Source organism: Mucilaginibacter frigoritolerans (assembly GCF_007830615.1).
GTDB lineage: Bacteria > Bacteroidota > Bacteroidia > Sphingobacteriales > Sphingobacteriaceae > Mucilaginibacter > Mucilaginibacter frigoritolerans.
Genome location: NZ_VLLI01000002.1, coordinates 99,169 through 120,801 on the forward strand (window position 1 = coordinate 99,169; position 21,633 = coordinate 120,801).

Genomic DNA, 21,633 nt, shown 5'->3' on the forward strand with positions numbered 1-21,633 from the left:
ACACAATGAGCAAGAACGATAAAATATTAATTATAGACAATTACGATTCCTTTACTTATAACCTGGTGCACCTGGTTAACGAAATAGGGATGCAATGCGAGGTATGGCGCAATGATAAGTTTTCAATAGGCGATATTGACGCTTTTGACCGCATTATTCTTTCACCAGGACCAGGGATACCTTCAGAGGCCGGCTTATTGCTGGAGGTAATTGAAAAATATTCGCCAACAAAAAGTATTTTTGGTGTTTGTTTGGGCCAACAGGCTATTGCCGAGGTTTTTGGTGGCAAACTATATAATTTAAATCAGCCTATGCATGGCATAGCTACGCCGATAAAGGTTACCGACAAAAGCGAAAGACTTTTTGCAGGTTTACCTGAAAGCTTTAAGGTTGGGCGCTATCACTCATGGGTAGTTGATGAAAAAGCAATACCCAATGTACTGGAAGTTACGGCTATTGACGAAGCAGATAACTCTGCCATGGCATTAAAACATAAACAGTTTGATGTAAGAGGGGTGCAGTTTCACCCTGAGTCGGTATTGACCGAGTTTGGAAAAGAAATGATGCAGAACTGGTTAAACAGTTAAATACTGCTCATTTATAAATAATGTATTTAATTTAGATTTATGGTAAAAGTCCGGCTATGGACTATTGACCATGGACCATGGACTTAAAAAAATGAACATACTTGATAAAATAGTTATCAATAAAAAAAAGGAAGTACATAGCGCCAAAAGCCGTACCTCATATACCAAGCTGGAAGAATCTGATTTTTTCAACAGGGAATGCTATTCATTTAAAGATTTTTTGCTTGATCCGGCCAGAACAGGCATCATTGCAGAATTTAAGCGTAAATCGCCGTCAAAGGGTATCATTAATGATAAGGTAAGCGTTAAAACCGTAACCAATGCCTATGCTGATGCCGGGGCTTCGGCACTATCTGTACTAACGGATAAAGACTTTTTTATGGGTAAAAAAGCCGACCTCATAGCTGCACGCCTGGCCAATACTATCCCGGTTTTGCGCAAAGATTTTATGATTGATGAATACCAGATTATTGAGGCAAAATCATTAGGTGCTGATATTATTTTATTGATTGCGGCTATCCTTACTCCTGCTGAAATACAAACACTGGCTTCACTTGCAAAAAGTTTGGGCCTCAATGTATTGCTGGAAGTGCACAATCTGGAAGAACTGCAAAGAAGTATTAATCCCAATCTTGATGCAATAGGCGTAAACAACCGCAACCTGGCCGATTTTACGGTCTCAGTGGAGACATCATACCAGTTGGCGCCACATATCCCCACAGAATTTTTAAAGATCTCAGAGAGCGCCATCAGCCATCCTGAAACCATTAAACAATTAAAAACAGCTGGTTTCCAAGGATTTTTAATTGGTGAAAACTTTATGAAACAGGAAGATCCCGGCAAAGCAATAAGGGATTTTGTTAATGAGCTAAAATAATTTTTTTATATTTATAGATGCAGGAATTAACCTGCGTATGTATAAAACAAACTCATAATTATTTATAAATGAAAAAAATCATTTTTATAGCCGCCCTTTTAGTTATTGGTATTGGTGCAAAAGCTCAAAATGCTGTAGCCATTAAGCCTACCGATACGGCTAAATTATATAACCCTGCTGCCGATGCAAAGACTGAAATTGCTGATGCAGTAAAAAAAGCATCTGCCGAACATAAAAACGTATTACTTCAAATTGGAGGTAATTGGTGCATTTGGTGCATCAGGTTTAATGATTTGGTTACCAAAGATCCTGACTTAAATAAATACCTGCGTGATAATTTTGTAGTGTTACATGTTAACTACAGTAAAGAAAACACGAACGAAAAATTGCTGGCCGAACTGGGATACCCGCAACGTTTTGGATTCCCGGTATTTATTGTACTTGACGATAAAGGCAATCGTATCCATACCCAAAATTCGGGCTATCTGGAAGAAGGCAAAGGGCATAGTAAAGACAAAGTAATGGAGTTTTTTAAAGATTGGTCGCCTGCGGCTATTGATCCAAAATCGTATCAGGCTTCCAAATAATCTGGTAAGAATATTCTAAATCCGGAATTATAATATTGCCTTATAGGTAAAAAATAAAATAGCGTGAGGCGCTATCAGCGTCAAAAAACAATAATTAAACTATTGGGTCGTTTTTATAGTCTTATTAAGAAAGAGATTGACAAAATTTACGGCTATGAGGATTTTAAGAATTTATTGGGATTATTATTTTGCCAACCTGGATAAACTATTTATGAAGGTTTGTGTGGCGGGAGTATATTAGGTTTGGTTGATTTAGTTTATTAGGTTGATTAAGTGAGTAGCTGGAGATTTTAAAACCTAATCAACCACTCTCTTAATCAACCCAACCAACCATTATTCAATAACAGTAACCTTCAACATGTTGGTTTTGCCTTGTTTTGAAATTGGCACTGAAGCAGTATTGATTACTACATCGCCAGTCTGAATTAAATTTTCAGCTTTTAATATGTTATTTACATCGCTGATGGTTTGATCAGTACTTTCCAGTTGATCATAATAGAAAGTTTTTACTCCCCAAAGCAGGCTCAATGCATTTAACAAGTGCTTGTTTGATGTAAAGATATAAGTATGTGCCTTTGGCCTGTAGCTTGATATTTCAAAAGCAGTATAACCGGTTCTGGTCATAGAAACAATACCTGATGCATTGGTGTGTTCAGCCAAATACACTGCTGATCCGCAAACCGCATCAATCAAATAATCAGGAGAAGCTGTATCTGTATTGCTTTCTTTATTTGCATTATATGGATAACCTAATTCTTCTACGTTACGAACAATTTTAGCCATTGTTTCAATAACAATTACCGGAAACTCACCAACTGAAGTTTCGCCGCTAAGCATTACTGCGTCAGCACCGTCTAATACCGAGTTAGCAACGTCATTTACCTCAGCACGGGTTGGGCGCGGGGTAGTGATCATTGATTCCAGCATCTGAGTAGCTACAATTACCGGTTTTGAAGCCTCGCGACATTTGCGGGCAATCATTTTTTGTAAAAGAGGAACTTCTTCCAATGGCATTTCAACACCCAGGTCACCACGGGCAACCATTACACCATCAGTAGCAGCAATAATGGCATCAATGTTATCAATTGCTTCAGGTTTCTCCACTTTAGCAATTACTTTGGCAGCTTTACCGCTTTCAGCTATAATACGCTTTAAATCTAAAATATCTTCGCCGGTACGTACAAATGAAAGACCGATCCAATCTACATCCCACTCCAATGCATATTGCAGGTTCACTAAATCTTCTTCAGTTAAACTAGGGATAGAAACTTTAGTGTTTGGCAGGTTAACGCCTTTACGTGATGTTAAGATACCACCGTGCATTACTTCACAAACTACAGTATCAACACGGTTTGTTTCAATAACTTTCATTTGAATTTTTCCATCATCCAGCAAAATAATTTCATTTGGCTGTACATCCTGAGGGAAAGTTTCATAAGTAATGTAAATCTGATTGTCATCACCAATTAACTCATGAGTAGTTATATTAATGCGGGTTCCGTTAACCAGGTGAATGCCTCCGTCTTTTACCAGGCCGATACGAATTTTAGGGCCCTGTAAGTCGGCAAGTATGCCAACATTGGTTTTGTACTCTGCATTAATCTCGCGGATGGTGTCAATAACAGCTTTGTGGTCCTGAGCTTTTCCATGCGAAAAATTAAGACGGCAAATGTTAACGCCGGCTCTGATCATCTCTAATAAAACTTCTTTTTTAGCTGATGCAGGCCCCATTGTGGCAACAATCTTGGTTCGATTATAATATAATTTCATATTTTTTTTGTTAAAACAGGCTTATCTGGCTACAATAGTGTAACGATAACACTCAAAAAATTTTGCGCTAAAATAATAGATTTTCGCGTGATTTAATTTTTTTTGGATCAATCTTTACAGCTGTTACAATTTCAGGTATTTTATTGAGGCTTGTTATCAGATTATCAAGGTCATTTTCGTCTATATAATTTTTTATCATTAAAAAATAATCAGCTTTTTTCATTTCGGGCACTAAATAGCCCTCAGAGCCTTTATTACTGATAAAATAAAAATCGGTTTCTGTAGTTTCCCAATTATAATGGTATAATGAGAACAAAACATGATTGCCGCCGGGGTAAATATCAACAGAAAGATCGGAAATTTTAACAAAATTAAAGTTTAAACCTTTGTTAATAAGATAGCAAATGCGGTAATCTTTTAAAGAAGTTGTCACCGCGATCAAAACAAAATCAAGATCGATCTCAAACTTTAAGAATTTCCTGTTCAAAATCATTACTTTTGCGGCGGTAAAAATACAAATCGAAACTCTTGCAATAAAATATTGTTGCACATTATACAAAAGTTTTTAGATTTGATATTTAACAGAATTTATTTTTCTTTGCACAGAATTTTTATTAATCATTAAAACTATACAGTTATGTCTGATATCGCTTCAAGAGTAAAAGCTATTATCGTAGAAAAATTAGGTGTTGACGAAAGTGAAGTTACACCCGAAGCTAGCTTCACCAACGATCTTGGTGCTGACTCGTTAGACACCGTGGAATTAATCATGGAGTTTGAAAAAGAATTTAACGTAGCTATTCCTGATGACCAGGCCGAAACTATTGGCACTGTAGGTCAAGCAGTTGCTTACCTTGAAAAAAACGTTAAATAAGAACTCCCCAACGCTATTAAATGGAGTTTAGAAGAGTTGTTGTAACCGGGCTTGGAGCACTCACCCCAATTGGCAATACCGTTCCTGAATATTGGAACTCGTTGATAAATGGTGTGAGTGGCGCTGCCTTAATTAAAAGTTTTGATACCGAAAAGTTCAAAACTAAGTTTGCATGCGAAGTAAAGAACTTCGATGCTGATGCCTTTTTGGGCCGAAAAGATGCCAGAAAACTTGACCCCTTTGTTCAATACGCCTTATTCTCAACAGAAGAAGCTGTAAAAGACGCAGGATTAAATTTCGACTTACTGGATACCAGCCGTATTGGTGTTATCTGGGGTTCAGGAATCGGAGGGTTAAAAACATTTTTAGATGAGGTGGTTAACTTTGCCAAAGGCGATGGTACCCCGCGTTTTAATCCGTTTTTTATCCCTAAAATGATTGCTGATATTGCCCCTGGTCATATCTCTATTAAATACGGATTGCGTGGACCAAACTTTTCAACCGTGTCTGCCTGTGCTTCATCAAACAATTCGCTTATTGATTCATTTAACTATATCCGTTTGGGTAAGGCTAATATGTTTATAAGCGGCGGTTCTGAAGCTATTATTAATGAGGCAGGTATTGGCGGCTTTAATGCTATGCACGCCCTGTCAACCCGCAATGATGATCCGGCAACGGCATCACGCCCGTTTGATCTGGATCGTGATGGTTTTGTGGCTGGTGAAGGTGCTGGTACCATTATTCTGGAAGAACTGGAGCACGCAAAGGCCCGTGGTGCAAAAATTTATGCTGAAATGATTGGCGGCGGCATGAGTGCCGATGCTTACCACATGACAGCTCCGCATCCTGATGGTCTTGGTGCAGCACTGGTAATGAAAGCGGCCCTTGAGGATGCCGGAATTTCAGCTTCAGACATTGATTATGTAAATGTTCACGGAACATCAACCCCAATTGGTGACCCTCAGGAAATTAAAGCTATTCAAGATGTTTTTGGCGATGATATTTATCGTATAAATATCAGCTCAACCAAATCAATGACCGGACACTTATTAGGTGCCGCAGGTGCAGTTGAAGCCATTGCAGCCATATTAGCTTTAAAAAATGACATTGTTCCACCAACAATTAATCACTTTACTGATGATCCGGCTTTTGATCCGAAAATAAATTTCACCTTTAACAAGGCTCAAAAACGTGTGGTAAACATTGCTCAAAGTAATGGCTTTGGATTTGGCGGACACAATGCTTCTGTAATATTTAAAAAGTACGAAGAATAAACAACTGGATGCCCATAAGTCGTTTTTACAAGCTATACATATCGCCTAATAGAAAATATGTCAAGGTTTTAAAGAATTTGCTCGGTTTCGTACCGGGCAATTTGTCTTTATACCGGATGGCTTTTCGCCATAAATCTGTTGCCCAAAATGTAAAAAAAGGGGTAAAAAACAGTAATGAGCGATTGGAGTTTTTAGGTGATGCTGTATTAGGCAGTGTAGTTGCTGAAGTGCTTTTTAAGCTTTATCCGTATGAGGATGAGGGGTTTTTAACGGAATTGCGATCAAAAATTGTAAGCCGTGTAAACCTTAATCAGCTTGCCCGTAAGCTTGGCTTTGATAAACTGATTGAGTACGATAGCCGCATGCTTAATTCATCCCGCCAGGGATCATTATTGGGCGATGCATTTGAAGCACTTGTTGGTGCCGTTTACCTGGATAAAGGTTATGATTTTACGCGTAATTTTTTGGTGAACCATATTATCAAATCGCATGTTGATATTCATACCCTTGAGCAAACAGAAACCAATTTTAAAAGCAAATTAATTGAATGGTGCCAGCGCCATAGCAAAGATGTAGCTTTTGATTTGGTGAGCAACGAAGAGGGTGAGAACATTAAATTATTTACCGTACAAGCCATTATTGATGGCGAAGTAATGGGGCTTGGAAAAGAATTCAGCAAAAAGAATGCTGAAAAACTAGCTGCCGAAAAGGCCTGTGAATCTTTAGGAATATAATTATTGATCTTTTGACAGATCAACCGGATCCTGCTTGCTACCCGGTTTAACCAATGGCGGCAGTACGCTCTTCCGTAAATTATCCTTATCTTTTGTTTTATCGTAAAAATCGTAATTCAAATGAATATGCTTAATAAGCTCGTAATCATTCCATTCCTTTAGATCTTCATACGATGGTGTGTAATACTCCATAAACTTTTTCGCCACGGTATCGGTCGTATTGGTTACCCTTTTTACCAGTCCAATATTGTATCTTCTTTGTACTTCAGCATATTCCAGCTCAGATTTTGAATTGGCTGCAAAACGACGTGCCCTACCGGGCGTTGCTCCAAAAAGCTCATATAATCCGGTTATGGGCGATGAAAGAAACGATAAAGCGGTTGGCTTTCCGTCATAAAAAGTTCCCTGCTTTCTATAATCAGCCATTACGTCACTCAATTCCTGCTTTTTGGTTTGCCCTTTTACCGTTACCTGGTCAAGTGTGATCAGTGGCTCCATAAAAACAGGAATATCACCGGTATTAACAATGGCAATTTTTTGGGTCACAAAGTTCAGTTTGGTAAACTGCAAAGTATCGCCAATAGATGCCTTTATAGAAAACCAGCCCAGTTCATCACTTTCCATTATATCCTTTGTTTTTAAATTAGTGATGATAACCTGGGCTATCCTCACACCACTTAAATTTCTGGATGTTACACCTCTTACAGTAAAAACCTGCTGCGCCGATAGCCTTAATGTAAAGCAAAATATGGTTAATATGACTAAAATATACCTATGGCGCATGGAAATTATACAAAACGTAAACTTAAAAATACTATTTGACAGCAAGTGTAAAAAAATGTTAAAGTTGGTAGAGTCAGGGGAAGTACGGAAGTCAGTGAATTTCCGGAATCGCTTTTTTTAGAATTAAACGTTTAATAAAATGTCATATTGCCCCGCCGGCTTGTGTACTTTACCGACTTTCGGACTAAAAACCTATCTTTGCACATGATAAAATCCATGACCGGCTATGGGATCGCCAGCTTTGACTCGGGCAGTACAAAATATACTGTTGAGTTAAAATCACTTAACAGCAAATTTTTGGAGTTGTCGTTACGTTTGCCTAAAGCTTTTTCGGAAAAAGAGTTTCAGTTACGTAATGATTGCAGCAAGCAGATTGAGCGCGGCAAGGTAAATCTTTCTATAAATGTTGAAAAAGCCAGTTCTACCGTAAATGCTGCCGGAATAGATAAAGAGCTGCTTAAACACTATTTTGAACAACTAAAATCTGTTAGCGCAGATCTAAACGAGCCTACCAGTAATCTATTGCAACTGGCTTTGGGCTTACCTGAAGTAGTGAAATACGATGAAGAAACGGTATCGGAAGAAGAATGGAAAGTTGTTGAAAACACTTTTAAACAGGCAATGGCCGCTTTCCAGAAATTCAGAAGTGATGAAGGCAATGTACTGGAACAGGATGTAAAATATCGCATAGGCATCATCCTTAAAAACCTGGAACTGGTTGAAATAGAAGAGCCAAAACGTGTTCCGGTAATAAAGGAAAGATTAAATCAATTTTTAAGCGACGCTGTTGGCAGGGAAGTAATAGATCAGAACCGTTTTGAGCAGGAATTAATTTACTATATCGACAAGCTTGATATTACTGAAGAAAAAATCCGCTTAAAGGCCCATTGCAACTATTTTATTGAAACATTGGGTAATGATGATGCAAACGGTAAAAAGCTTGGTTTTATTTCGCAGGAAATAGGCCGGGAAATAAACACCCTGGGATCAAAAGCAAATGATGCCAATATCCAGAAACTGGTGGTAGGGATGAAGGAAGAGCTGGAGAAAATAAAAGAACAACTATTAAATGTATTATAGTTTATTGGTTCATTTGTTCACTAGTTCATTAGTAACATGCTGAAGAACTATCCCGCAAATGCACCAATGAACTAGTGACTTAATGAACGAATGACCAAAGAAGGCAAACTCATTATATTTTCGGCCCCATCAGGAGCAGGTAAAACAACCATAGTACATCATTTACTTGGTAAAATACCTGATCTGGAATTTTCTATTTCGGCTACTACCAGGCCCGCGCGCGGTGATGAACAAAATGGTAAAGACTATTATTTTATAAGTAAGGAAGAATTTTTGCACCGCATTGCTAAAAAGCAATTTGTTGAATTTGAAGAGGTTTATACCGGTACCTTTTACGGAACCCTCCGTACCGAAATTGAACGGATATGGCAAAAGGGCAAAACAGTGATATTTGATATTGATGTGGAAGGTGGCATGCACCTGAAACGTAAATATGACGGACAAGCATTGGCCATCTTTGTTCAGCCACCATCATTAGAGGTGCTTATTGAACGATTAACCGGCAGGGGCACCGATAGCGAAGAGAAACTAAAGGAACGCTTTATAAAAGCTGAAAAAGAGTTGAACTATGCCCCGCAGTTTGATATTATCCTAAAAAATTACGATCTTCAAACGGCATGCAAAGAAGCAGAAGATTTGGTAAATAATTTTCTTAACCCCCAAACCCCCTAAAGGGGGATAATTAAAACGCTCCCCCTTTAGGGGGCTGGGGGGCAAACCGTAAACTAATGAAAATAGGACTATTATTCGGTTCATTTAATCCTATACACGTTGGCCATTTAATTATTGCTAATTACATGGCCAATTACACCACCCTCGATAAAGTTTGGTTGGTAGTATCACCCCAAAATCCGTTAAAAAAATACGGAGACTTAATTAACACTTATGATCGCCTGGAAATGGCTAAGCTGGCTACCGATAATTCAATTAAGCTGGAAGTAAGTGATGTTGAACTAAAACTGCCACAGCCTTCCTACACCATTGATACCCTGACCCACTTAAAGGAAAAATATCCGCAGCATGAATTTTCGCTGATTATGGGCTCTGATAACCTGGTATCATTACCCAAATGGAAAAACTATAAATTGATATTGCGTGACTACCAGATATTTGTTTACCCCCGCCCCGGATATGAAAATACAGAGCTGGCAACCCATCCATCAGTAACCATTACTATGACGCCTATGATGGAGCTTTCTGCTACTTTTATACGGCAGTCTATCGCCAAAAAGAAAAACGTGCAGTATTTTGTTCCTGACGCGGTACTTGAATTTATCGAGAATAAGAATCTTTATAGGTAAGGTTTTGTGGATGAGTTGATATAATCTACGTCCCGTTAATGTTGTCACCAACGGGTAACGTAGAGCGTGTATGACGTATAAGCCCCACGGTTTATTAGTGACAATACCAACAATGGCGCTTTAAGGTAACACTTCGGAATTTCTGTTCCTTACAAGCTAATGTTTATTCATCATAAAAACTTCAATACCAACTGTTCCCACTCCTCTCCCAAAGATAGGTTTGGGCGTATTTGCCGTGCTTTGCTATACCAATAATCAGCATTCCCAATATCGCCTTCTTTACGATGCAAATAGGCGTGAACCAATGCCGACTCCTGATCTCCCAGATGATCAACTTGGGCGTGCGCTTGATGCCAGTCACCTTTACCATCATACCAAAGGCTTTTTAACTGCACAGAGAATTCGCTAAGGGGCTGGTCTAAATTCAATGATTTTTTAAATTCGGCTAAAGTTTTCATTAGGTATTTATTTTTTTGACAGTATGCATAAACGTTATAAATATAAGTAGTACTCCCTAATAATACGTAAACCCATCCATCGTTAACCATTACCATGACGCCTATGATGGAGCTTTCTGCCACTTTTATACGACAGTCTATCGCCAAAAAGAAAAATGTGCAGTATTTTGTTCCTGACGTGGTGCTTGAATTTATTGAGAATAAAAATCTTTACCGGTAGGTAATCAACTGCCCTTGAAATTCATATAAATAAAAGAGCAAGACAATCTCTTTCAAAATACAAAAGGCTACCGAAATGGTAGCCTTTTGTATTTTATCTATATAATAAAATTCATTAAGCAGTAAATACGGTCAATGCTGTTTTTATACGTTTAATGGTTTCTTCTTTACCTAGTAATTGGGCAATATCAAAAACATGGGGTCCAAACTTACCGCCTACCAGCATAATGCGAAAAGGTAACATCAACTCACCAACTTTAATAGCTTTTTCTTCTGCAAGCGCCTTAAAAGTAGCTTCCAGATCATGTGCCTGCCAGGCAACAGCATCCAATCCGATGACCAGCTCATTAAAAAATGCCGTTTTGGCATCGGTCCATTTAGGTTTAACAGCATTTATATCATATTCTTTAGGCAGTTCAAAAAAGTATGCGGACTGCTGGTAAAAATCGGGCATTAAAACACAGCGGTCCTTTATCTGGTCAATTACTTGCAGCAAATAATCTTCATCAGCTACAACTACTCCCTTATCCTCCAAAACCTTTTTTACTTCGGCCTTCAAGCTTCCGGCTTCAGATCTCTTTATCCATTCGGCATTAAACCACTTGGCTTTTTCAAAATCAAATTTAGCACCCGCTTTACTCACACGATCGAGGGAGAACTTTTCTATCAGTTCATCCAGCGTAAAAATTTCCTGATCGGTACCATCGTTCCAGCCCAGGGTAGCCAGCAGGTTTAAAAATGCTTCGGGTAAAAAACCAAGCTCGCGGAAACCGGGAGTTAACTCGCCTGTTTTGGCATCAAACCAGTTCATGGCATAAACCGGAAAACCCAGGCGTGCGCCATCGCGTTTGCTTAGTTTACCATGACCATCAGGTTTTAATATCAACGGTAAATGTGCCCATTGAGGCATATCAGCTTTCCAACCCAAATATTCCCACAACAACAAATGCACCGGGGCTGATGGCAACCACTCTTCACCTCTGAAAGCATGTGTAATTTTCATCAGGTAGTCATCTACCACTACGGCTAAATGATAAGTAGGCATACCATCTGCCTTCAATAAAACTTTATCGTCTACCTGGTTGGTTTCAAAACTTACATGGCCGCGAATCAGGTCATTAAAGCTCACCTTTTCATCCTCCGGCATTTTAATGCGGATAACATGCGGCGTTCCGGCATCTAATAGTTCAGCAACCTGGTGCGTACTTAATGATAACGAGTTACGTAAGCCATCGCGGTAAGCCAGCCCATATTGAAAATTAGGGATTTCTTTACGGTTCTTGTCCAGTTCTTCCGGGGTATCAAAGGCATAATAAGCATGTCCTTGCCCTACCAATTGCTCAGCATATTTGCGGTACATAGATTTACGCTCGCTCTGGCGGTATGGCGCATAAGGCCCTCCGGCAACAGGGCTTTCATCAGGTGTAAGTCCGCACCATTTTAAACAGTCTAAAATATATTCTTCGGCACCTTCAACGTACCGGGTTTGGTCGGTATCTTCTATCCTTAAAACAAAATCGCCGTGATGTTTTTTGGCAAACAGGTAATTAAACAATACAGTACGTACACCACCCAGGTGTAAACCACCTGTAGGACTCGGTGCAAATCTTACTCTAACTTTTTTATCAGACATAATGGGGCAAAGATAGGGTTTGTTTTTTAGTCCGAAAGCGGACAAAGACAGTAAAGACCAATTGCGAGCCTGTTTTCTATAGCAATGGGTTTAAAACCCATTGCTACGAATGGTAATATTTGATTCCCAAACTTTCATAACTTTTTCCGTATTTTGGGCAAATTATTAGCAGTTCATTTGTCAAAGAATCAAATTAACATACGGACTTCTGGCGGCCGGTTTCAGAAACTTCTTACTTTCCCTGCTTTCGGCTCTCTAAAAAGCATGAATCCATATCAACAGAAGAAGCGCTGGAAATACTCGCTGCTTACTTTTGCATTGGTTATTGCCAGTGGCTCTTTATTGTACACCAATTACCTGGTACGCAATATAGCCCGCTCTGAACGTACGCGTGCCCAGGTTTGGGCCATGAGTATGAAACAGGTGCTGGCTTCGGACGATAACGATTTTTTAAATTATGTTTTTGCTGTTCGCGATAGCTCAACCGTACCGGCTATAGTTACGGATGACAGGGGCGATATCTTGCTATCCCGTGGATTGGATGTAGGCAAAACCTTTATTAAACTGGCTGCCGAAGGCAATAAAAAGCTAAAGTACGAGCCCGCTTACTTCGAGTCGGAACTGGCTTATATGAAAAAGCAGCACGAACCTATAAAGCTTACCGTTTTAGGCACACCCTGGTTTGTATATTATAAAGATTCGCCCCTGCTTACGCAGCTTAAATTTTTTCCGTACATACAACTTTCGGTAATTGCTATATTTTTATTGATGGCCTATACGGCGTTCAGCTCATCGCGTAAGTCTGAACAGAACCAGGTTTGGGTAGGTTTGGCTAAAGAAACCGCCCATCAATTGGGTACTCCTATATCTTCGCTAATGGCATGGATTGAGTTGATGAAGGAGAAATATGATGCAGAAGATGATACCCTGATAGCTGAAATGGAAAATGATGTTAAGCGACTGGAAATAGTTGCTGATCGTTTTTCAAAAATCGGCTCAAAACCGCAGCTGGAAGATCATAAAGTGTACGAAGTAGTAAAAGATTTTGTTGACTACTTTAGGGTAAGGGTGAGTAAAAACATCAGCTTTGAAATGAGAGGTAACCCTTATATGCAAGCCGGATTAAATGTCCCGCTGTTTGACTGGGTGTTGGAAAATCTGTTAAAAAATGCCGTTAACGCCATTGAAGGCAAGGGACTAATTACGGTAGAAATATCTGGCAACAAAATAAAAAAACAGGTATTTATCGACGTATCTGATACTGGAAAAGGCATTCCACGATCAAAATTTGATACCGTATTTCAACCCGGGTATACCACCCGCAAGCGTGGCTGGGGCTTGGGACTCTCCTTAACCAAGCGGATGGTAGAGAATTACCATAACGGGCAGATTTTTGTACGCGACTCGGAAGTGGGAAAGGGAACTACCTTCAGGATTGTATTAAAAAACACCAAATATGATAAGCAGACCCCAAACCGATGAATACTCAGCCTATGCCTCCAGGTACGTTGATCTGGTAGGAAATGAATCCATTCTGGAAATACTAAAACGGGAGAAAGATACTACTTATAATCTTTTTAAAGAGATAGGCCCTGACAAGGCGATGTATAGCTATGCCGAAGGCAAATGGACCATTAAACAGGTTTTGGGTCATATGATAGATACCGAACGTGTACATTCATACAGGGCATTGGCATTTTCGCATGAATCTATTGAGTTGCCGGGTTTTGATCAGGATGTTTATATGGCAAATGCTACTTTTAACTTACGCACGCTGGAAGATATTGCTAATGAATATAAAACAGTACGTGAGTCAACCCTATATCTTTTCGGGTCCATGAGTGAAGAGCAATCAATGCGGAAAGGGATTGCCAGCGGCAGTCCCGTCTCTGTAAGAGCTTTTGCTTATATGATAGCAGGTCATGAGATGTACCATATAAAAATTTTAAAGGAAAGATATTTGTAAATTGTAAGGTTGATGAAGCTGGTTTTGTTTTTAAACCGATCTGACTTGAGCAACCTTCAATTACTCCGCTTTATTGTCATCGCCCTCTTTCTTTTCCATCTTGTAAGATAAAAACAGGCCGGCTCCGCCAAATACTGCAATCAGTGCAAAGTAGATAGCTACGTTGCCATCGTCATCGGTTCCTGCCATTTTGCTGAATAGTGTGTGATCCAAAACATAAGCTAAAAACAAACCTGTGCCTGCACCTATTAATAATAAACCCCATTTTAAGGTTTGAAAAGGAGCTGATTGTGGTTTATATCTGCGGGGGTCCATGCCACGTTCAATCATTGCCATTCTTTCGCGTTTTGTAAGGTAAACTATACCAAAAATCATTGCAAACATTCCAATCGGAACTAAAATTGGAATCAAAACGCCTAATTCTTCTGCGCCCATAATATTTATTTTTTATTGTTAATTAATTAGTTAAAACCAGCACCCTAATGGTGCATTTGTAAACTATGACCACATGGTTTTAAAACAGGTTACACTTTGGGTGAAAAAAGTTTGTGATTCAGTAGTAGTAGGCGGTTTGCATGTTCGAAAGATAGGTTTTTTACAAAAATCGAATATGGCTGTCACTCTTTTTTATCTTTCGAACACTCGGAATTGCTTACTGCAAACTGCACATTGAAATCTGCCCATTAAAAATATTATCTTTATAAAAAGGTGTAACCTTAATTGGTGAGACATCGTCAGAGAGCTATAACAAATGCAAAGCAAGCTTTCAGATATAGAATTGATAGAACAAACCCTGGCGGGCAATCAGCAGGCTTATGCCGACCTGGTTAAACGGCATCAGCGTTTTGTGTTTACTCTGGCTATGCGTTTTGCAAAAACCAGGGAAGACGCCGAAGAAATTGCTCAGGATTGCTTTATAAAGGCATACCGCTCTTTACAGTCGTTTCAGGGCAACTCGAAGTTCAGTACATGGTTGTATAGCATTGTTTATACCACCGCGATGACATTTTTACGAAAGAAACGAGTAGATACTGATTCTATTGATGATGAAAACAATTTTATCCAGATAGAAAACAAAGTTTCAGGGTATGATGTAAATAATGCGGAGAATAAATCAAGATCTTTTTATCTGAACAAGGCTATAGAACAGCTTTTACCCGATGATGCAGCCATTATCACCATGTTTTACCAGGGCGAGCAATCATTAGAAGAAATAGGCCAGGCACTGGGAATGGAAGCGAATACAGTAAAGGTAAAATTATTCAGGGCGCGCCAGCGTTTAAAAGAAAAGCTGGAACGCAACTTAAAACACGAAGCAAAGGAGTTGATATGAATAACATAGAAGAAATACTTTGGAACTACATTGATGGCCATTGCACACCTGATGAGCAAAATACCATCATTGAGCTTATTGCCAAAGATGAAGCTTACCGGCTTAAATACCAGGAGCTGATGAGCCTTAATAAAGAATTTATGGCGATGGAGATTGATGAACCGCCAATGGCCTTCACTTATAATGTAATGGAAGCTATCCGTACAGAGCATGCACAACAGCCTTTGAAAGCAGCCATTAATAACCGGATAATTATGGGTATAGCTGCCTTTTTTGTATTGACTATTGTAACGTTACTGGTATACGCATTATCGCATGTAAGCCTTCCCACTGGTAGTCATCCTGCGGCCCCGGCATCAAACTTAAAAATACCCGATTTAAAAAGCTTTTTATCAAAACCGGTAATGCAGGTGTTTTTCTTTTTTGATGTGGTTTTGGGGCTATACCTTTTTGATACTTATTTGCGCCGCAAAAAAGTTCAAAAAGACATACAATAAGTGTATGACAAAAACAACAGTAAGCTTGTACTATTGTAAATGTAATGTCAAAACAAAAACGTTAAAATAAATTAATAGTGCCATTTCATAATATTGGTATAATAATTGTTTAATACTCTACAGACTGGCGATCTGCCAGTTCAATTGTGATAAGGTTTAGGTTGAAAGCCCCCAAACAGCAAGTGTGAGGGGGCTTTTATTTTATACCGGTTTTCCATTTATTTTATAGGTACTTATTGGAATTATCCTTTCTGTATTGATAACTTAGTGGTAAAATAACCAACTTATGAAAAAACACCTTATCAGTATGTTGCTTATCCTTTTTGGAGGATTTAGCTATAATGTTTATGCACAAGCGCCCCGTATTCCGGAGGCAAGTTCAACACAGACTATTATTCAGGATTTTGGTCTTGGAAAAATCACCATAACTTATTCAAGGCCGAATGTTAAGGGTCGCGTTATTTTTGGAGGGATAAATCCTTATGGCCAGGTATGGCGTACCGGTGCCAACTCGGCCACCACTATTAACTTTAGCGAAAATGTAATTATTGAAGGAAACAAAGTTCCGGCCGGTACTTATTCACTGTTTACTATCCCTGATAAAGAGGAATGGACGGTTATTTTAAACAAAACGGTTAAACAATGGGGCGCCTATAGTTATAAAGAGGCTGATGACTTTTTACGCTTTAAGGTAAAACCCATTAATCTTGAGGAAAAAAGAGAAACCTTCACCATACAATTTGCGAATGAAACCACCCAATCATCTGATTTGCATCTGGTTTGGGATCATACAGCCATCTACATACACCTGCAAACTGATGATGATGCACAGATAATGGCCAATATTGATGAGCTGATGAAGGGAAACAGGAAGCCCTATTATTTTAATGCCATACAGTATTATTATGAAAACCATAAAGACATGAATAAGGCATTAGAGTGGGTTACAGAGGCCGAAAAGGCAGATCCCGGAACATGGTATAAGCTATGGGAAGCGCGTATCCGATTAAGAATGGGCGATAAACCGGGAGCAATTGCAGCAGCACAGGAAGGTATAAAATTGGCAAAAGCCAACAACGATGATGAATACGTACGCCTTAACCAGGCTGTATTGGACCAGGCAGGAAGCTGATCTCAATTTAACTGTTAAGAAAATTGAACATCATCAAATCATTAGCCATATTCATATTAGCCGGGCTATGTGAAATAGGGGGCGGATACTTAATATGGCTATGGCTTAAAAACGACAAGCCCCTTTGGTATGGCATTATCGGGGGGCTTGTTTTAATACTTTATGGAATTGTAGCCACCTGGCAAACGGCTAATTTCGGGCGGGTATATGCTACCTACGGCGGCATCTTTATAGTAATGGCGCTTTTGTGGGCCTGGAAGGTGGATGGTTTTAAACCCGATAAGTATGATATTATAGGAGCCCTGGTTGCTTTAATGGGCGTATGTATTATTATTTACATGCCCCGTAAATAGTGCCGGATTATAGCTCCATTAAACAGATTAATTTCCATTTAATGGAATTGACTGTTCTTTTTCCTTTGCGGGAAGTATTATATTAATTAATGCAGCAATAATCATTACCAAAATACATCCAATAGCATTGAGCCATAAATAGGCAACTTCGCCATTATCACACCTAAGCTCCTTGCCGGGAACAAATTAATTTCAGCAACTCATTTTTTTTTAAAACATTACTCCTTTGAATCAACTGACAGCGTAAACCGCACTTTATCCTTAGACAACGCGCCATTCTTTTTATAGAAGGCTATTGCCGGTGCGTTAAAGTCTGGAGTTTGCCATTGTACGTTTACGTATTGTTTTTCGGCGGCCAACACCTTTAATCTGGCCAGGATAACGGAGCCGATACCTATACCACGAAAAGAAGACCGGATATACAAACAGTCCATATAAATAAAGAAGGCTGCATCCCAGGTTGAATAATCATAAGTAAAGCTACAGAAGCCGTTTACCTTATTGTCTATCTCAATTACCCAACACTTTAGCTGGCTGTTCTCGCGGAACAGTTCTTTTTGTAACCGCTCTTTCTTGCCGACGCCGTTATAAACGGCTTGTTCGTAAGCAGTATGTTCTTCTATCAGCAACATTAGCTCATCCAGGTCATTCTCTTGTATTTCACGTATCAGGTAATTGCTCATCCGTTGGTTAATTCTTCATGCAGATTGTCTACAAAATCGGTAATGTATTTCTTTTTGGCATCTTCATGCCTGATGGCCGCGTAATGTGTGCGGGATAAGCCGCGCGGGCTGATCCTTACAAGTCGGAGATCAGGTGAGGATACAAACGGCTTAAGCGCCCAACCGGGCAAGGTCATGATACCCATACCAGATTTGACCATTTCCAGCGCAACCTCCGTCAGCGGAATAGCAGTGATCTGCTTAGGCTGAACCTTATGCCCCTTTAAGAAATGCTGGTATACGGTAACGGTTTCCAGCGGATAAGAATGAATAATGAGTGTTTGGTCTGCGAAATCTTCGGCACTCAGGAATTTCTTTTGGGCCAGTTCGCTTTCACGGTGTACCACCGCCATAATCTCGTCCTTAAACAGCTCAATATATTTAATACTTTTATCTTCTGCCGGATCAGATGTAATGCCAACGTCCAATTCATTTTGCAGCAGCTTTTCAAGGGGTTTATGAGTGGCTTCGATAACGATCTTTACCTCCAGTTTGGGATAAAGGACATTCATTTTGATAAGAAAAGACGGCAACCAATGATAGCTGGTATAACACTCCGTACTAATCCGAATAGAACCTGCGTGACCTCCCCGAATATCGTTAACCTTTTCCATAGCTGTATTGAGTTCGGCCAGCACCACAACTGCAGTATCATACAGGATCTTGCCTTCATCTGTTAGCAACCATTGGTTTTTAGTGCGATAAAAGATTTTTGCGCCTATCCTTTCCTCAATATCTTTTAGCTGATGACTTACCGCCGATTGGGAAAGGAAAAGCTTTCCTAAAGATTTGGTGATTCCCTTTTCTTCGGCTATGGTCTTAATCAGGCTAAGATGTCTTATTTCCATGATCAAAAATAAGCTATTATTCATGATTCAAAATATGAAATATCCGCATGATCACTTGTCTTAGAACTCATTAGCAAGCAAGGGTACAGGGGCTTAATTTTACTCCATCAAAAAGAAGAAAAAATGGAAGCAGCAATTCAACACTATCAAAACAAACTGGCCTTTGAAATGGACCCTTCGGATCTGTTCGATGCCCTGGAAACCAAACAAAATATTATGGTTATTGATGCAAGAAAGGACTTTGCCTTTGTAAAGGAACACATTCCGGGCTCCATTAACCTTCCGCACAGGACAATGAATGCAGACACTACTGCCGGGTTCGACAAAAACGTCATTTATGTGACCTATTGCGACGGTATTGGTTGTAATGCCTCTACCAGAGGTGCCCTGAACATGGCTAAATTGGGATTCAATGTACGGGAACTGATTGGCGGCATTGAATGGTGGAAGTTTGACGGTTACGAAACAGAGGGAACTCACCAGACGGCTGGCCTGCAAATTCAGTGCGCCTGCTAAATCACTGGCACAAGTAAAAAACAGGCAGGGAACGTGGCGACTTTGCCTGTTTTTTGACCGAGTATTTAAGCTTATAAATCAAGCTGTTTTGGGCCGGAAATAGGCCAGCTGATTTACCAGCAGCGCAATTATAACAACCAAAATACAGCCAATAGCATTCAACCATAAGTAGGCAACCACTTTATAATAACCCATAAGGCAAATAATTATTTCGGTAATAACGGCGGCTATGAAAACCGAATTGCCCCGTATTTTTTTTAAGTAAAAAGCTACCACAAAAACGCCAAGTATGGTGCCGTAAATATAAGAGCCCAATTGGTTCACATATTCCAGCAAGTTACCCACCTTACTGGCATATAAGGCCATTGCTACGCATACTACTCCCCAAAAAACAGTAGCTATTCTGGAAGCGTTAAGGTAGTTTTTATCTGTAGCGCCGGGATTAATAATGCGCTTATAAATATCAACTATGGATGTTGATGCCAGCGAATTTAATGCACTTGCTGTTGAACCCATCGACGCCAAAAATATAATGGCTATTAAAAGGCCTATTAATCCTTTGGGTAAATAATGAGTAACAAAATTCAGGAATACATAATTGGTATCATCGGGGTTAGCCTTATCGTTATTAAGCTTCATAACGCCAATGGCTTTCTCGCGGATGTCGCTGGATTGTTTATCAGCAAGTTTTAAACCTGATTGTGCCTTATCAATTCTTTGCTGATCCTTGCTATCCATTGCGGCTATTAAATCATTCGCCTTTTCTCTTCGTTGTTCAAAAGCTGCAACGTATTGATTTTCCAGTTGATTATACTGACCGGCATAAGCACTTTGTTTTACCTGTTTAACCTCATACTGATTAAAAAATATAGGTGGCCTGTTAAATTGGTAAAAGGCAAAAACTAAAATCCCTATCAATAAGATCAGGAACTGCATGGGTATTTTAACCAACCCGTTCATAATAAGGCCCAAACGACTTTGACCGATGGAGCTTCCGGTTAAATACCGGCCCACCTGGCTTTGATCTGTACCAAAATAGGATAACTGTAAGAAGAAGCCACCAATCAATCCGCTCCAAATGTTGTAGCGGTTATTCGGGTCAAACTTCCAGTCAATCACATTCATCTTACCCAATTTACCGGCAAGTTTAATGGCATGCACAAAACCAACGCCTTTAGGCAACAGGCCCACTACCAACAATCCCGCAAAAAACATCCCTAAAAAGATAATGCTCATTTGCAGCAGTTGTGTGTAGGATACTGCCTTGGTGCCTCCGTAAACGGTATAAAATATTACCAGCCCACCAATAAATAAAGTGGTAAAAACGGTATTGATATTTAATATGGTTGATAAAATGATGGATGGCGCATAAATAGTGATCCCTGTTGACAAGCCTCGTTGCACCAGGAAAAGAAATGAGGTAAGCGCCCTGGTTTTAAGATCGAAGCGCTGCTCTAAAAACTCATAGGCGGTATAAACTTTAAGGCGACTGAATATAGGCACAAAGGTTACGCAAAGCACAATCATGGCCAGCGGAAGGCCAAGATAGAATTGTACAAAGCGCATCCCGTCAGAATAAGCCTGGCCGGGAGCCGATAAAAAAGTGATAGCACTGGCCTGCGTTGCCATTACCGAAAGGCCCACATGGTACCAGGGTAGGGAACGGCCACCCATCAGGTACTGGTCTATGTTTTTATTACTTCCGCTTTTCCATATGCCGTAAATCACGATGGTGAGCAGGGTAACGCCTAAAACTATCCAGTCCGTTAAGCTCATTTAAAACAAATGGTAATGAGCCAGAAAATAAAGATTAAAAGAACCAGCCAGGTAATAACTATGCCGTAAAACTGGTTCCAGCTTTTTATAAATGATGGCAGATCAGGATCAGGCGTCGCCACGGCCTTTTACCAATGTATTGTAAAAAAAGCCGGCAAAAAGGAAACCAAAAATGGCCAAAACAGGGATCCATACAAATGAACTTTCTAATATCAAGCCAACAAAAGCGCCGCTTAATAATCCGATAAGTGCATATAAGCCGGTTACATTGGTTTCTTCTTCTTTGTGATGATGTGTCATAGTATTAATTATA

At 39.6% G+C, this 21,633-nt stretch carries 27 protein-coding genes; 17 read left to right on the top strand and 10 right to left on the bottom strand.

What is annotated here, in order from left to right; genetic code table 11:
• Positions 1-5: 5 nt before the first annotated feature.
• From JN11_RS03880 to JN11_RS03890, 3 genes are all read left to right on the top strand, one after another.
• Positions 6-587, top strand: a complete 582-nt coding sequence (locus tag JN11_RS03880) for an anthranilate synthase component II (RefSeq protein ID WP_144909825.1) — start codon at positions 6-8, stop codon at positions 585-587.
• 91 nt (positions 588-678) lie between these two features.
• Positions 679-1,464 (top strand): indole-3-glycerol phosphate synthase TrpC, encoded by a 786-nt coding sequence (trpC, locus tag JN11_RS03885; RefSeq protein ID WP_144909827.1) that lies wholly within the window; start codon positions 679-681, stop codon positions 1,462-1,464.
• Between the two features lie 68 nt (positions 1,465-1,532).
• A complete protein-coding gene (locus JN11_RS03890; protein WP_144909829.1) occupies positions 1,533-2,051 on the top strand; it encodes a thioredoxin family protein in 519 nt (172 codons plus the stop codon).
• A gap of 333 nt (positions 2,052-2,384) precedes the next feature.
• Here JN11_RS03890 and pyk read toward each other — a convergent pair whose 3' ends face one another.
• A complete protein-coding gene (gene pyk, locus JN11_RS03895) occupies positions 2,385-3,821 on the bottom strand; it encodes a pyruvate kinase (RefSeq protein ID WP_144909831.1) in 1,437 nt (478 codons plus the stop codon).
• 67 nt (positions 3,822-3,888) lie between these two features.
• Complete coding sequence (locus JN11_RS03900) at positions 3,889-4,314, bottom strand: IPExxxVDY family protein (RefSeq protein WP_246138937.1); 426 nt, start codon at positions 4,312-4,314, stop codon at positions 3,889-3,891.
• 144 nt (positions 4,315-4,458) lie between these two features.
• On the opposite strand from JN11_RS03900, the gene JN11_RS03905 reads away from it, so the two are divergent.
• From JN11_RS03905 to rnc, 3 genes are read left to right on the top strand one after another with little or no spacing between them, the layout of a single operon-like run.
• Positions 4,459-4,695, top strand: coding sequence for an acyl carrier protein (locus JN11_RS03905; protein ID WP_031266521.1), 237 nt, complete (start codon positions 4,459-4,461; stop codon positions 4,693-4,695).
• A gap of 20 nt (positions 4,696-4,715) precedes the next feature.
• The gene (fabF, locus tag JN11_RS03910) at positions 4,716-5,969 is read left to right on the top strand and encodes a beta-ketoacyl-ACP synthase II (RefSeq protein WP_144909833.1); all 1,254 of its coding nucleotides are present in this window, start codon (positions 4,716-4,718) and stop codon (positions 5,967-5,969) included.
• Positions 5,970-5,977: 8 nt separating this feature from the next.
• On the top strand, positions 5,978-6,703 hold the full coding sequence (gene rnc / locus JN11_RS03915; RefSeq protein WP_144909835.1) for a ribonuclease III: 726 nt from the start codon (positions 5,978-5,980) through the stop codon (positions 6,701-6,703).
• Here the strand turns inward: rnc and JN11_RS03920 are convergent, their stop codons facing one another.
• Positions 6,704-7,486, bottom strand: a complete 783-nt coding sequence (locus JN11_RS03920) for a hypothetical protein (protein ID WP_144909837.1) — start codon at positions 7,484-7,486, stop codon at positions 6,704-6,706.
• 204 nt (positions 7,487-7,690) lie between these two features.
• Between JN11_RS03920 and JN11_RS03925 the strand changes: the two genes are divergently transcribed.
• The 3 genes from JN11_RS03925 (at position 7,691) to nadD (ending at position 9,867) form a co-directional block, all read left to right on the top strand.
• Positions 7,691-8,566 (top strand): YicC/YloC family endoribonuclease, encoded by an 876-nt coding sequence (locus JN11_RS03925; RefSeq protein ID WP_246138938.1) that lies wholly within the window; start codon positions 7,691-7,693, stop codon positions 8,564-8,566.
• 90 nt (positions 8,567-8,656) lie between these two features.
• A complete protein-coding gene (gene gmk / locus JN11_RS03930) occupies positions 8,657-9,238 on the top strand; it encodes a guanylate kinase (protein WP_144909839.1) in 582 nt (193 codons plus the stop codon).
• A gap of 56 nt (positions 9,239-9,294) precedes the next feature.
• A complete protein-coding gene (gene nadD, locus JN11_RS03935) occupies positions 9,295-9,867 on the top strand; it encodes a nicotinate (nicotinamide) nucleotide adenylyltransferase (protein ID WP_144909841.1) in 573 nt (190 codons plus the stop codon).
• A 170-nt stretch (positions 9,868-10,037) separates the two neighbouring features.
• Here nadD and JN11_RS03940 read toward each other — a convergent pair whose 3' ends face one another.
• The gene (locus JN11_RS03940) at positions 10,038-10,325 is read right to left on the bottom strand and encodes a hypothetical protein (protein ID WP_144909843.1); all 288 of its coding nucleotides are present in this window, start codon (positions 10,323-10,325) and stop codon (positions 10,038-10,040) included.
• Between the two features lie 94 nt (positions 10,326-10,419).
• On the opposite strand from JN11_RS03940, the gene JN11_RS24825 reads away from it, so the two are divergent.
• Positions 10,420-10,545 carry a hypothetical protein gene (locus JN11_RS24825; RefSeq protein WP_262713255.1) on the top strand — a complete coding sequence of 42 codons (126 nt, stop codon included), beginning with the start codon at positions 10,420-10,422 and terminating at the stop codon, positions 10,543-10,545.
• A gap of 114 nt (positions 10,546-10,659) precedes the next feature.
• Here JN11_RS24825 and gltX read toward each other — a convergent pair whose 3' ends face one another.
• Positions 10,660-12,177, bottom strand: coding sequence for a glutamate--tRNA ligase (gene gltX, locus JN11_RS03950; RefSeq protein WP_144909845.1), 1,518 nt, complete (start codon positions 12,175-12,177; stop codon positions 10,660-10,662).
• A gap of 264 nt (positions 12,178-12,441) precedes the next feature.
• Between gltX and JN11_RS03955 the strand changes: the two genes are divergently transcribed.
• A complete protein-coding gene (locus tag JN11_RS03955) occupies positions 12,442-13,659 on the top strand; it encodes a sensor histidine kinase (protein ID WP_144909846.1) in 1,218 nt (405 codons plus the stop codon).
• Positions 13,634-14,143 (top strand): DinB family protein, encoded by a 510-nt coding sequence (locus JN11_RS03960; RefSeq protein ID WP_144909848.1) that lies wholly within the window; start codon positions 13,634-13,636, stop codon positions 14,141-14,143. The genes JN11_RS03955 and JN11_RS03960 overlap by 26 nt, the downstream gene beginning before the upstream one ends.
• A gap of 60 nt (positions 14,144-14,203) precedes the next feature.
• Here the strand turns inward: JN11_RS03960 and JN11_RS03965 are convergent, their stop codons facing one another.
• Positions 14,204-14,578, bottom strand: coding sequence for a DUF6249 domain-containing protein (locus JN11_RS03965; RefSeq protein ID WP_144909850.1), 375 nt, complete (start codon positions 14,576-14,578; stop codon positions 14,204-14,206).
• A gap of 316 nt (positions 14,579-14,894) precedes the next feature.
• On the opposite strand from JN11_RS03965, the gene JN11_RS03970 reads away from it, so the two are divergent.
• From JN11_RS03970 to JN11_RS03985, 4 genes are all read left to right on the top strand, one after another.
• Positions 14,895-15,476 carry an RNA polymerase sigma factor gene (locus tag JN11_RS03970; RefSeq protein ID WP_144909852.1) on the top strand — a complete coding sequence of 194 codons (582 nt, stop codon included), beginning with the start codon at positions 14,895-14,897 and terminating at the stop codon, positions 15,474-15,476.
• Complete coding sequence (locus JN11_RS03975; RefSeq protein WP_144909854.1) at positions 15,473-15,973, top strand: hypothetical protein; 501 nt, start codon at positions 15,473-15,475, stop codon at positions 15,971-15,973. Before JN11_RS03970 ends, JN11_RS03975 begins: the two co-directional genes overlap by 4 nt.
• A 286-nt stretch (positions 15,974-16,259) precedes the next feature.
• A complete protein-coding gene (locus tag JN11_RS03980; RefSeq protein WP_144909856.1) occupies positions 16,260-17,105 on the top strand; it encodes a DUF2911 domain-containing protein in 846 nt (281 codons plus the stop codon).
• 23 nt (positions 17,106-17,128) lie between these two features.
• The gene (locus JN11_RS03985) at positions 17,129-17,458 is read left to right on the top strand and encodes a YnfA family protein (protein ID WP_144909858.1); all 330 of its coding nucleotides are present in this window, start codon (positions 17,129-17,131) and stop codon (positions 17,456-17,458) included.
• A gap of 218 nt (positions 17,459-17,676) precedes the next feature.
• Here the strand turns inward: JN11_RS03985 and JN11_RS03990 are convergent, their stop codons facing one another.
• Positions 17,677-18,141, bottom strand: a complete 465-nt coding sequence (locus tag JN11_RS03990; RefSeq protein ID WP_144909860.1) for a GNAT family N-acetyltransferase — start codon at positions 18,139-18,141, stop codon at positions 17,677-17,679.
• Positions 18,138-19,028, bottom strand: a complete 891-nt coding sequence (locus JN11_RS03995; protein WP_144909861.1) for a LysR family transcriptional regulator — start codon at positions 19,026-19,028, stop codon at positions 18,138-18,140. Before JN11_RS03995 ends, JN11_RS03990 begins: the two co-directional genes overlap by 4 nt.
• Before the next feature lie 168 nt (positions 19,029-19,196).
• On the opposite strand from JN11_RS03995, the gene JN11_RS04000 reads away from it, so the two are divergent.
• Positions 19,197-19,544: a rhodanese-like domain-containing protein gene (locus tag JN11_RS04000; RefSeq protein WP_211360640.1), complete on the top strand. Its 348-nt coding sequence runs from the start codon at positions 19,197-19,199 to the stop codon at positions 19,542-19,544.
• Between the two features lie 78 nt (positions 19,545-19,622).
• On the opposite strand, the gene JN11_RS04005 is transcribed toward JN11_RS04000, so the two are convergent.
• Together JN11_RS04005 and JN11_RS04010 are read right to left on the bottom strand one after the other, a co-directional pair.
• Positions 19,623-21,320 (bottom strand): sodium:solute symporter, encoded by a 1,698-nt coding sequence (locus JN11_RS04005; RefSeq protein WP_144909865.1) that lies wholly within the window; start codon positions 21,318-21,320, stop codon positions 19,623-19,625.
• A 108-nt stretch (positions 21,321-21,428) separates the two neighbouring features.
• Positions 21,429-21,620, bottom strand: coding sequence for a hypothetical protein (locus tag JN11_RS04010; RefSeq protein ID WP_144909866.1), 192 nt, complete (start codon positions 21,618-21,620; stop codon positions 21,429-21,431).
• Positions 21,621-21,633: the final 13 nt, after the last annotated feature.